This window comes from Streptomyces sp. NRRL WC-3549 (assembly GCF_000721935.1).
GTDB lineage: Bacteria > Actinomycetota > Actinomycetes > Streptomycetales > Streptomycetaceae > Streptomyces.
This window is the reverse complement of the sequence record NZ_KL585395.1, coordinates 208,335-220,317: the sequence shown is the minus strand read 5'-3', so window position 1 is coordinate 220,317 and position 11,983 is coordinate 208,335. Positions and strand designations below refer to the sequence as shown.

9 protein-coding genes and 2 pseudogenes are annotated in these 11,983 nt (G+C 72.3%); 7 read left to right on the top strand and 4 right to left on the bottom strand.

The features are described from left to right. The 6 genes from IH13_RS0113860 to IH13_RS0113840 form a co-directional block, all read left to right on the top strand. Positions 1-973: dihydrolipoamide acetyltransferase family protein (locus IH13_RS0113860; protein ID WP_031084272.1), on the top strand; the 973-nt coding region annotated here is incomplete at its 5' end. A gap of 428 nt (positions 974-1,401) precedes the next feature. Then, positions 1,402-2,277 (top strand): DUF6457 domain-containing protein, encoded by an 876-nt coding sequence (locus IH13_RS0113855; protein ID WP_031084270.1) that lies wholly within the window; start codon positions 1,402-1,404, stop codon positions 2,275-2,277. Between the two features lie 473 nt (positions 2,278-2,750). Continuing rightward, on the top strand, positions 2,751-3,404 hold the full coding sequence (locus IH13_RS46085; RefSeq protein ID WP_420713359.1) for a MoeA family protein: 654 nt from the start codon (positions 2,751-2,753) through the stop codon (positions 3,402-3,404). Further along, positions 3,382-4,071, top strand: a complete 690-nt coding sequence (locus IH13_RS46080) for a molybdopterin-binding protein (protein ID WP_420713358.1) — start codon at positions 3,382-3,384, stop codon at positions 4,069-4,071. The genes IH13_RS46085 and IH13_RS46080 overlap by 23 nt, the downstream gene beginning before the upstream one ends. Further along, positions 4,029-5,171, top strand: a complete 1,143-nt coding sequence (locus IH13_RS0113845) for a potassium channel family protein (RefSeq protein WP_031084269.1) — start codon at positions 4,029-4,031, stop codon at positions 5,169-5,171. Before IH13_RS46080 ends, IH13_RS0113845 begins: the two co-directional genes overlap by 43 nt. A 178-nt stretch (positions 5,172-5,349) precedes the next feature. Continuing rightward, a complete protein-coding gene (locus IH13_RS0113840; protein ID WP_031084267.1) occupies positions 5,350-6,336 on the top strand; it encodes an NAD(P)H-quinone oxidoreductase in 987 nt (328 codons plus the stop codon). A 123-nt stretch (positions 6,337-6,459) separates the two neighbouring features. Here the strand turns inward: IH13_RS0113840 and IH13_RS0113835 are convergent, their stop codons facing one another. The 3 genes and pseudogenes from IH13_RS0113835 to IH13_RS37410 all read right to left on the bottom strand — a co-directional run bounded on the left by IH13_RS0113835 (position 6,460) and on the right by IH13_RS37410 (position 9,840). Continuing rightward, positions 6,460-7,011: a bacterial proteasome activator family protein gene (locus IH13_RS0113835; protein ID WP_082317598.1), complete on the bottom strand. Its 552-nt coding sequence runs from the start codon at positions 7,009-7,011 to the stop codon at positions 6,460-6,462. A gap of 496 nt (positions 7,012-7,507) precedes the next feature. Beyond that, a complete protein-coding gene (locus IH13_RS44580; protein ID WP_234433290.1) occupies positions 7,508-7,996 on the bottom strand; it encodes a hypothetical protein in 489 nt (162 codons plus the stop codon). 240 nt (positions 7,997-8,236) lie between these two features. Next, positions 8,237-9,840 (bottom strand): annotated as a pseudogene (locus IH13_RS37410) (protein kinase domain-containing protein). Between the two features lie 298 nt (positions 9,841-10,138). Here IH13_RS37410 and IH13_RS0113815 point away from each other — a divergent pair. Beyond that, the gene (locus tag IH13_RS0113815) at positions 10,139-11,752 is read left to right on the top strand and encodes a protein kinase domain-containing protein (protein WP_031084262.1); all 1,614 of its coding nucleotides are present in this window, start codon (positions 10,139-10,141) and stop codon (positions 11,750-11,752) included. Between the two features lie 32 nt (positions 11,753-11,784). On the opposite strand, the pseudogene IH13_RS42280 reads toward IH13_RS0113815, so the two are convergent. Then, a pseudogene (locus IH13_RS42280) lies at positions 11,785-11,983 on the bottom strand (aminoglycoside phosphotransferase); the annotation flags it as partial.

Here is an 11,983-nt window from a genome sequence, read left to right as displayed (position 1 = left end):
CGCCGCAGCCGCACCGGCACCAGCTTCGGCTCCGGTGCCCGTGCGGGCGCAGGCTGCGGACGAGGGCCGGGGGCCTGTGGCGGTCGTCTCCCCGCTGGTACGCAGGCTGGCACGGCAGCACGGACTCGACCTCCGTCACATCACGGGTTCGGGCCGGGACGGCCTGATCCTGCGTACGGACGTCGAGTCCGCCATCAGAGGCCTGGAACAGGAGGCCGCCGCCCCCGCGTCCCTGGGGCCACGTCCCGTACCGGCACCGGACGGGGCGGTCGCGGCCGAGCGGATCGCCCTACGCGGGGTCCGGGGCGCGGTCGCGGACAAGCTGTCGCGCAGTCGGCGCGAGATCCCCGAGGCCACGTGCTGGGTGGATGCCGACGCCACCGAGCTGATGGCGGCGAGGGCCGCGATGAACGGCACCGACAAGGGAGGAACGACGCCCAGGGTCTCCGTGCTCGCCCTGCTGGCCCGCATCTGCACGGCGGCTCTGGCCCGGTTCCCCGAGCTCAACTCCACCGTGGACACCGAGGCGCGGGAGATCGTGCGCCTGCCCGCCGTTCATCTCGGTTTCGCCGCCCAGACGGAACGGGGCCTGGTCGTCCCGGTCGTACGGGACGCCCACACCCGCAACACGGAGTCGATCAGCGCGGAGATCGGCTCCCTGACCGAGACGGCTCGGGCCGGCAGGCTCACCCCTGCCCAGCTCACCGGCGGCACCTTCACGCTGAACAACTACGGCGTGTTCGGTGTCGACGGATCGACCCCGATCATCAATCACCCCGAGGCGGCGATGCTCGGGGTCGGCCGGATCGTCGCCAAACCATGGGTCCACGATGGGGAGCTGGCGGTACGACAGGTCGTCCAACTCTCGCTCACCTTCGACCACCGGGTGTGCGACGGGGGGACCGCGGGCGGCTTCCTGCGGTACGTGGCCGACTGCGTGGAGCAGCCGGCGCTGCTGCTGCGCACGCTATAGACCGGGCGGGGGGCCCAGGGCCGGGGCCCGCCCCTGGGGGGCGGAACCTCTGGGGCGGAACCTCCGGGGCGAGGTTCTGGGGCGAGAACCCCAGGAGACGCGGCCCTGCGACCAGGCATCGGGCGCGGGCTCGCAGGCTGCACATCCACGCCCAGATCCGGACTGCCGGATCCGGGCTCGGGCCCGAGGCCCGAGCAGGTATCGGTTGCCGGGCGGGTCGCTGATCGCCGGGGGAGCGGACCCGCGCCACCGGCGGTCGGAGCCCGCCCGTCACCGGGCGGGGCGGAATCGGCCAGGGGATCGCTGGGCGGCCAGGGCCGGGACCGGGGCCGGGAGAGGGGGTGGACCGTTCAGGCCGCCGGTACGGGTCGGGGTCGGACGCGACCCCGGGCTGTCCTGGCGAAGCGGGGGGCACGCATACTCGGGGCATGACCGCGTATGACGCCATCGTTCTCGCCGGCGGGGCCGCGAGGCGGCTGGGTGGCGCCGACAAGCCAGGGCTGAGCGTGGGGGCACGTTCCCTGCTCGACCGGGTGCTCGCCGTCTGTGCCGGAGCCCGGACCACCGTGGTGGTGGGCGGGCGCAGGCCCACTCGGCGTCCGATCGTATGGGCGCGCGAAGTGCCCCATGGCGGAGGCCCGTTGGCCGCCCTGGACGCGGGGGTGCGGCAGACGGACCAGGGGGTGGTGCTGGTGCTCTCCGCGGATCTGCCGTTCCTGGGCGAGGAGACCGTCCGCTCGTTGCTGGCGGCAGCCGGAACAGGTGCCTGGGAGGGCGCCATGTGCACCGATCCCGGCGGCAGGGACCAGCCACTGGTCGCCGCCTACCGTGCCGAGCCGCTCCGCCGGGAGCTGGCGCTCCTGGCCACCGAACACGGCAGCCTCGCCGGGCTCCCCCTGCGTCTGCTGACCACAGAACTGGCGATGGCCCGTGTCGAGGCCGGGCCGCTGGCGTCGTTCGACTGCGACACCTGGGACGACCTTGCCGCCGCTCGCACCCGGATCAGGGAGCATGGGACCGTGCTGGACGAATGGATCACCGCAGTCAAGAACGAGCTGGGCATCGAACTCGACGTCGACATCGATGTTCTGCTCGACCTCGCCCGTGACGCCGCGCATGGCGTCGCCCGACCTGCCGCACCGTTGACCACCTTCCTGGTGGGGTACGCGGCTGCGGCGGCGAGCAGAGGGCAGAGCCCCGAGGACGCGGCAGAGGCGGTGGCCGAGGCCGCCCGCAAGGCCGTCGCGCTCGCACTCCGGTGGGAGGAAGAAACGGAGGCTGACGAAGGGGCCGGCGCGCCATGACCGTGCGTGGAGGCGAGGCCTCCGGCCCGCGACCGCCCTCCGGCGGAGCAGCCGAGAAGCGGACCGCCCAGGAGCGGGCTGCCGAGGAGCGGGCTGTCGAGGCACGAGCCGCCGAGGCACGGGCCGCCGAGGAGCGGGCCGTCGAGCAGGCGCTGGCGCTCGTGAGCGGACGGAGGCTGGGAACGGAGTCCCGGACCACACAGCCCCACAGCACACAGCCCCACAGCACACAGCACCCCGGCGGACAGCCGCACTCCACTCAAGCCCACTCCGCTCAAGCCCACTCCGCTCAAGCCCACTCCACTCGAATTTCCACCCCACAGCCCGCTGCTCAAGCCCACCCGGCAGAGGGCCACAGCGCTCACGCCCACGCCGTACACGGCCACACCACACCGCAGCAGGTCGGTACGACGTCGGCTGCGACGTCGGCGTCCCCGGACTCGCCGATTCCGAGGTTTCCGGATGCCGCAGCCGTGAGCACCCACGCCGGAACCCTGCGCACCAGCGTCACCCCGGAGGAGCCCGGCACCCACACCCGTTCCGGCCCCCGCACCCAACCCGGCGCCCCGTGGCGTGAGGCGCGTGCGCTGGCAGAGCGGCTGGGCCGGACGGCGCCCCTCCCCTCCCTCCGGCTCCCCCTGGACCGCGCCCTCGGGCACGTCCTGGCCGAAGCGGTGGTGGCGCTCACCGATCTCCCGTCCTTCGACACGTCAGCCATGGACGGCTGGGTCGTCGCCGGACCCGGACCCTGGGCCGTCCGGACCGGCCGGGGGCTCCTCGCGGGACACGGCGTGGCAGACCCCCTCCTCGACGGACAGACGGTCCGTATCGCCACCGGGGCCCGCATCCCGGCCGAGGCCACCGCCGTCATCCGCAGCGAACACGCCCGGCTCGACGAGGAGAAGGGCATGCTCCACGCCACCCGCGACGTCGTCCCCGGGCAGGACATCCGCCCGCGCGGCCAGGAATGCCGCTCCGGAGACCAACTCCTCCCCGCGGGGACCGTCGTGACCCCGCCGGTCCTCGCCCGTCGTGCCCCCGCCGGTCCTCGGACTGGCGGCCGCTGCCGGGTACGACGCGCTCGTGGGCGTACCCCGGCCTCGTGTGGACGTGCTCGTCCTCGGTGACGAACTCCTCACCGCCGGGCTCCCCCATGACGGGCTGATCCGGGACGCCCTCGGCCCGATGCTGGGCCCCTGGCTCCGTTCGCTGGGAGTCGAGGTCAGCGCTCCGCAGCGTCTCGGTGACGATGCGGAGGCGCTTCGGCACGCGCTCACCACCTCGGACGCCGACCTCGTCCTCACCACCGGCGGAACCGCCGCCGGGCCCGTCGACCACGTCCATCCGGTCCTTGCCGCGGTGGGTGCGGAGCTGCTCGTGGACGGGGTGTCGGTGCGTCCCGGTCATCCGATGCTCCTGGCACGTCTGCCGGACGCGGGGCCCTATGTCGTGGGCCTGCCCGGTAATCCGCTCGCTGCCGTGTCCGGGCTGCTCACGCTGGCCGAGCCCCTGCTGCGGGGCATCGCCGGACGCCCGGCCCCGGAGCCGTACCGCCCGACCGTGCACGAAGAGGTGGACGGCCACCCGCACGACACCCGGCTCATCCCCGTCATGCATCAGGCGGACAGCATCGTTCCCCTGCACTACAACGGTCCCGCCATGCTGCGAGGGATCGCAGCTGCGGACGGACTGGCCGTGGTGCCTCCGGGCGGGGTACGGTCCGGCACCGAGGTGGAGATCCTCGATCTACCGTGGGCCTCGGCAGCGCCGTGGACGGAAGGGTGTTTCACGTGAAACTTCCCGGCCACGATGCGATGGCCAGGCGCGCCGACGAGCACGTCGTACCCACTCGGGTACTCCTGCCTCGGCGCGTGGTGGACAGACCGCTGCGCCAGGTCGCCAAACGGCTTGCCATGGCGCTGACGGTGCTGGCCATAACGGTGTTCATCGTCTGGGCGGACCGGGACGGTTACCACGACAGCGCCGACACCAAGGTCGACCTCCTCGACGCCGCTTACTACGCGACCGTGACCCTCTCGACGACCGGTTACGGCGACATCACCCCGTACAGCGATTCCGCCAGGCTGGTCAACGTGGTGCTGGTGACACCGCTGCGCGTGCTCTTCCTGATCATCCTGGTCGGCACCACTCTCGAAGTCCTGACGGAGCGGACCCGGGAGGACTTCCGGCTGAAGCGTTGGAGATCCAACTTGCGTGAACACACCGTTGTCGTCGGTTTCGGCACGAAGGGCCGCTCGGCGATCCAGACGCTCTGCGCCACAGGCCTGAAGAAGGAACAGATCGTCGTCGTCGACCCCGCCGGCAAAGTGGTCGAGGCCGCCAATGCCGAGGGCTTCGTCGGGGTTCTGGGCGATGCCACACGCAGCGATGTGCTGTTGCGGGCCGAAATCCAGAAGGCGCGGCAGATCATCATCGCCACCCAGCGCGACGACACAGCGGTGCTCGTGGCGCTGACCGCGCGTCAGCTCAACCGGGGCGCGAAGATCGTGGCAGCCGTGCGCGAGGAGGAGAACGCGCCGCTGCTCCGTCAGTCGGGTGCCGATGCCGTGATCACCAGCGCGAGTGCGGCAGGCCGACTGCTCGGTCTCTCCGTTCTGAGCCCCAGCGCGGGCGCGGTCATGGAAGACCTCATCCAGCAGGGCAGCGGGCTCGATCTCGTCGAACGACCGGTGATAAAGGCCGAGGTGGGCAAGAACGTCCGGGAGACCGACGATCTGGTGGTCAGCGTGATCCGCGGTCACCGGCTCCTGGGTTACGACGATCCCGCGGCGAGCCCTCTCCAGCTGACGGACCGGCTGATCACGATCGTGCGCGCTTCCCCGCTCCCCAGTCCGCATGCGGTCCACCTCCCGCAGTCCCACCCCCGACCCTAGGGCGGAAACAGCCCAGCCCTCTCACCCCCCCCGCTCGGAGGGCCGAAGCCGCCCCACCCGCGCGCGTAAGAGGCCCTGCCCGCGGTCGTAGGGGCGGAGGATACGAGAGGGCGGCGGTGCGGGTTCCACGGGCAGGTCGGAACGCTTCCGGGGCCCGACACGGAGTAGCCTCGCGGCCATGTATGCGATCACGATCCCCGAACCCGGTGGCCCCGAGGCGCTCGTATGGGCCGAGGTCCCTGATCCCGTACCGGGCGAGGGCGAAGTCCTCGTCGAGGTCGTCTCCAGCGCGGTCAACCGGGCCGATGTCCTGCAGCGGCAGGGTTTCTACAACCCGCCCCCGGGTGCCTCCCCCTACCCCGGCCTGGAGTGCGCGGGCCGCGTCGTGGCGCTCGGCCCGGGGGTGACCGGGTGGTCCGTGGGCGACGAGGTGTGCGGTCTGCTGGCGGGCGGCGGCTACGCGGAGAAGGTCGCCGTGCCGTCCGGCCAGTTGCTGCCCGTACCCGAGGGCGTCGACCTGACGGTGGCGGCGGCGCTGCCCGAGGTGACCGCGACCGTCTGGTCCAACGTCTTCATGGTGGCCCATCTGCGCCCCGGTGAGACCCTGCTGATCCACGGCGGCTCCAGCGGGATCGGCACGATGGCGATCCAGCTCGCCAAGGCCGTCGGCGCACGCGTCGCGGTGACGGCCGGCGGACCCGAGAAGCTGGCCCGCTGCAAGGAGCTCGGCGCGGACATCCTCATCGACTACCGCGAGCAGGACTTCGTCGAGGAGCTGCGGCAGGCGACGGACGGCGCGGGCGCGGACGTCATCCTCGACATCGTCGGGGCCAAGTACCTGGACCGGAACGTCCGGGCCCTCGCGGTCAACGGCCGACTGGCGATCATCGGGCTCCAGGGCGGTGCCAAGGGAGAGCTGAACCTGAACGCCCTGCTCACCAAACGGGCTGCCGTCACCGCCACCTCGCTGCGCAGCCGCCCGCTCGCGGAGAAGGCCGCCATCATCGCGGCGGTACGCGAACACGTCTGGCCGCTGATCGCCGACGGCGTCGTCCGGCCGATCGTGGACCGTACGCTGCCGATGGCGGAGGCCGCGGAGGCCCACCGTGTACTGGAGTCGAGCACCCACATCGGCAAGGTGATCCTCCGGACCTCCGCCGCCTGATCTGCGCGGACCCGGCACAGCAGGGACTCCCGGCTGTCCGCAAGGCGGCCCACTCTGCGGCAGGGCCCGGCACCCATCCACGGGTGCCGGGCCCTGCCGCGTACGAAGGCGTGCGTGCGTGCGTTACAGGTACGGGCCGGAGCGCGCCGGGCCGTGCGGGTCGGGACCGCTCTGCTCCTCCTCGTGCAGGGCACCCGGGGGAAGGGCGCGCCGCATCTGCTCCAGCTGAGCGCGGGCCGCCATCTGCTGGGCGAACAGAGCCGTCTGGATGCCGTGGAACAGGCCCTCCAGCCAGCCGACCAGCTGGGCCTGCGCGATCCGCAGCTCGGCTTCGGAGGGCACGGAGTCCTCGGTGAACGGCAGCGAGAGCCGCTCCAGCTCCTCCACCAGCTCGGGCGCCAGGCCGTCCTCGAGCTCCTTCACGGAGCCCGCGTGGATCTCCTTCAGCCGGACCCGGCTCGCCTCGTCGAGGGGAGCGGCCCTGACCTCTTCCAGAAGCTGCTTGATCATGCTGCCGATGCGCATGACCTTCGCGGGCTGCTCGACCATCTCCGTCACCGGGATCTCACGCGACTCGTCGTCACCACCGCCACCGCCGCCGATGGCCATTCCGTCCTGCCCCACGACGAGGACCTGGGGGTGCTCCTGTGACCGGTCATTCCTCGGCATCTCCATGTGGCCATTGTCTCGCACACCAGCCGTACGTGAGAGTGGTGCCCCCGGAAAAGCAAGATCCACCCTTCCCGGGGGCACCTGAACGGCCGGTCGGTGGCGGAGACGGCATCGCCAACCCGCCCGGCCACCCGGGAATACCCGACGCCCGCCCTGCCTGTCCCCGGCCTCACCCCGCCCGGCCACCCGGAATACCCGACGCTCGCCCTGCCTGGACCCGGCCTCGGCCCCGGACCGGCCGCCCGGAACGCCCGACGCCGCCCTTCCCGGCCCCGGCCTCAGCCCCGGACCGGCCTTCCTGCCCCCAGCCCTGGCGGTCCAGGGGCACACGTCCGCCTACCCGGCCCTGCGGGCCAGGGTCAGACGCGACCCGGCGAACGCGGCGGCGAGCAGACCGGCCGTCACCGGTATGACCACGGCCGGCAGGGCCAAGGTGTCCCACGGCAACATGATCCGCGTGTAGGCCGAGTCCAACGGCTGCGTCGGTGTGTGACCGTCGTCAGTGCGTACGGCGCATGCGGAGTGCCAGGAACCCCGTTCCCAGCCCGACCAGGACGATCCCCGATCCCAGCAGCACCTGCTTCACCTGCTGAACGGCGGGGCGGTCGAACGCCTGCCGCTCGCGCGCGCTCCGCCCCGGTTCGGTGAACGCGTCGGGGGGTGGGGTGTGCGCGGGTGCCTCCACCGGCTCGTTCTCCGGCGGGGCCTCGTCGGCCGGGGTCCCGGTGGCCGCCGGCTCGGACGGCGCCGGTGGCCGCCCGGGGCGCGCACGCCCCTGTCCGGCGGTCCGCCCGGCCATGGGGGCCTCGTCCGCGGAGCCGGAGGGAGAGGGGGCGGCGGAGGACGACTGAGGTGCGATGCGGGGGCCGGCCGCCGGGGCGCGCTCGTGTGCGTACGCCGTGCCCGTGGCGCCGAGCGCCAGCCCCGCCGCCATCACCAGACAGGCCACGCACTGTGACGGCCGTGAAGCCAGGAGTCCTGGAGGCATGAGATCAGGGTCACATGCACCGATATGTCCGGCATCCCGTACGGAGCCACCGGCAGGGCGCACCCGTCGCGGGCGCCCGGAGCCGCCCTGCCACAGCCGACGACCGTCACAGCACAGCGGCGCCTGCCACAGCGGCGCCTGCCACAGCGGCGCCTGCCACAGCGGCGCCTGCCACAGCGGCACCCGCCACCGCCGCGCCTGCCACCGCCGCGCCCGGAACCGCCGGCCGCCGCCGCGGGGTCAGGCCGGGTCGCCCGTGGCGATACGCAGCTCGAAGTGCGCGCCCCGCTCGGCCACGGCCGTGCCCGTCGTCGGGAACTGGTCGATCACCTGGTCCTCGGCGTACGTGTTGCCCGGCATCTCGATCACCTTGACCGTCCACCCGGCGGCGTCGATGCAGGCCTTCGCCGAAAGGATGTCCTTGTACATGAAGTTGGGCGCCTGGACCTTCGCGGGGTCGTTCGTGTCCTCCCGCGCGTCCGTGCAGGCATCGGTCTTCATGGTCCGGTTGCGCTCCGGCGGCTTGTGCTCGCCGTCCGCCGCGAAGTCGCTGGTCCCGGGGTCGCCGTTCTTCGAGTCGTCGTCGTCCGTCACCAGGGCGCCGATCAGTCCGCCCACCGCGGCCAGGGCCACCACGGCCGACCCGACGACTATCCACCTGCTCCGCGAGGAGCCACCGCCCCGGCCCGCACCGCTCACCGCGGGCTGCGAGGACATCGCGTAGGGCGGCGGGGTCTGGTGCTGTCTCTTATACACTGCGGGTATCCGTACCCCGGGGTGGGCGCCGGCGTGGGCGCGTACGGGCCCGGCTGGTGGGACTGCGGCTGGTAGGGCGTCTGGATGCTGTGCGGGGCCGGTGCCGTCTGGTCGACGGGCGGGAAGACCGCCGAGCCCACCCCCGAGCCGCTGTTCGCCGGGCCGCCGCCGGCGACGATCACCGGGGTGCCCGCGTGGCCGCCCGCGTTGAGCACGCGGGTGATCTCGTCCTGCATCGCCGCGGCGCTGGGGAAGCGCTCGTTCGGGTTCTTCTTGAGGGCGCGGGCGACCAGCGCGTCCATGGCGGGGGTGACCGACCGGTTGATGCCGGACGGTGCGCCCGGCTCCTCCTGCACGTGCGCGTACGCGATGGCGAGCGGTGAGTCCGCGTCGAACGGGATACGTCCCGTGAGGAGTTGGAAGAGCATGATGCCGACCGAGTAGAGGTCGGAGCGCGCGTCCACCCCGCGGCCCAGGGCCTGCTCGGGGGAGAGGTACTGCGGGGTGCCGACGACCATGCCCGTCTGGGTCATGGAGGTGACGCCGGACTGCATGGCGCGGGCGATGCCGAAGTCCATGACCTTGACCACACCGCGCTTGGTCATCATGACGTTACCGGGCTTGATGTCCCGGTGGACCAGGCCCATTTCGTGGCTGGTCTCCAGCGCGGCCAGCACATCGGCCGTCACCTTGAGCGCCTTGTCGGCCGGCATCGCACCGAACTGCTGGATGTCCGCCTGGAGTACGGAGCCGAGCGGCTGCCCCTCGACGTACTCCATGACGATGTACGGCATCAGCGCGCCGCCGAGCTCGTCCTCGCCCGTGTCGAACACCGAGACGATGTTGGTGTGCTGGAGCTTGGCGACCGCCTGGGCCTCGCGCCGGAACCGCTCGCGGAAGGACTGCTCGCGGCCCAGCTCCGTGTGCAGGGTCTTGATGGCGACCTGGCGGTCGAGCGCCGAGTCGTACGCCAGGTAGACGGAGGCCATCCCACCCTCGCCGAGCAGGTCACGCAGCTGGTAACGGCCCCCGGCCAGGGAACCGCCCGCGTACCGCCCCTGCGTTCCGTGCGCGCCGTCCTGGCTCATGACTTGCCGATCCCCCCGGGCGCCCACGGACGCGGTGTTCCTGATGCCTGTTACGGGCCAAGTCTGCCCGAGGGGTCCGACACGTCAAGCCGGGTGCCCGTTCCGTGACCCTACGCACAAGAAGCGTCTCGGAAGCGTTACAGGACGCCCACCGGATTTGCGTGGGCGGCGCGCCAGCCGATTGGATGACCGGTCCCTCTCGGAATCGGTGTGCGGGCCGAAGGCTGTAGCGTGACGTCGCAATGCAGCACACCGTGAGAACCCGCGGACGCGTGGACAGAAACGACGGCGAGGACTGATGGCACCCGAATCCGAAGCAAACGGCGGCGGAGTTTCGGATGGCACCGACTCCTGGGGTGTCGATGGAGTGGTCGGAGACGGCCGTTACCGCATGACCCACCGGCTCGGCCGGGGTGGTATGGCGGAGGTGTTCGCCGCGGAGGACGTACGTCTGGGACGCACCGTCGCGGTGAAACTGCTCCGCTCCGACCTGGCCGAGGACCCGGTCTCCAAGGCGCGGTTCACCCGGGAGGCACAGTCGGTCGCCGGGCTCAACCACCACGCGATCGTCGCCGTGTACGACTCCGGCGAGGACGTCGTGGGCGGCGCGACCGTGCCCTACATCGTGATGGAGCTGGTCGAGGGGCGGACCATCCGCGACCTCCTGATCAGCGCCGAGGCCCCGCCGCCCGAGCAGGCGCTGATCATCGTCTCGGGGGTGCTGGAGGCGCTCGCCTACTCGCACCAGCACGGCATCGTGCACCGGGACATCAAGCCGGCGAACGTGATCATCACCAACTCCGGCGCCGTCAAGGTGATGGACTTCGGCATCGCCCGCGCCCTGCACGGCGCACAGTCGACGATGACGCAGACCGGCATGGTCATGGGCACGCCCCAGTACCTCTCCCCCGAACAGGCCCTGGGCAAGGCGGTCGACCACCGGTCCGACCTGTACGCCACCGGCTGCCTGCTCTACGAACTCCTCGCGATGCGGCCCCCGTTCACCGGCGAGACGCCCCTCTCGGTGGTCTACCAGCACGTCCAGGACATCCCGGTCCCGCCGTCCGACGTCTACGACGCCGTGCCGCCCGAGCTGGACGGCATGGTCATGCGCTCCCTCGCCAAGGAGCCGGACGACCGGTTCCAGAGCGCCGAGGAGATGCGCGGCCTGGTCCAGTACGCCTTGCAGATGCTCCAGGTGCAGGGCGGGCACACCGGTACCTGGAACACCGGCCCCGTCATGGGGCACGACGGCGGTCACACCGCGGCCATGCCCATGGGCGCCACGACCGCCATGGCGCACCCGGTGCACGGGGACACCTCCAAGGGCCCGATCCTGCCGCCGATGAACCCGGACGACGGGGCGTACGCCGGCGGCCGGCCCGACGGCGGAGGGCGCGGCAAGATGCTGCTCTTCGTCGTGCTGGCCCTCATCGCGATCGGCGCCGGCGTCGCGTTCGCCATCAGCGCGGCCAACGAGAACGAGGCCGAGAAGCCGCCGGCCGCCCCCTCCGCGTCGACCTCCCCCTCTCCCGACGCGTCCTCGGCGAAGCCGACGGACGAGGCGACGGACGAGGCGCCCGAGGCGCCGGACAACAGCACCGGCAACCAGAACTGGCGCACCCGGCAGCCTTCCTGGGAGGCGTCGGACACCCCCACCAGGCCGACCCAGGAGCCGACCCAGCCCACCGCCTCGCCCGATCCGGGGACGAGCGAGGGCGGTACGGCGACGGAGGGCAGCTCTGGCGACGAAGGCGGGTCGGAGGGTGACTCCGGCGACACCGGTGAGACCAACGGTGAGCCGGCCAACGGCGGGGGAGCCGCCGAGGGGGCGAGCAGCGGTGCCGCCGCCGGGAGCGCGTCCGGGGTCACGACCGGCACCACCACCGCCGGCACCGGCACCACCGGGTGAGACGGGGCCTCACCCGGTGGTGAGACGGGGCCTCACCCCGTGAACGCCTCGCTGACCGTCTCGTAGGCGCGCGTCCACCACACCGCCAGGGCCGACACCGCAGGGAACTGCGGGTCGGCCCTGCGGTCGTGCAGGCGGTAGCGCCAGCTCAGTATCCAGAAGTCGTTCAGCCGCTCCCACCACACCCGGTGCACCGCGGCGGCGAGTTCGGCGGCGGAGGCCCCGGCGGCC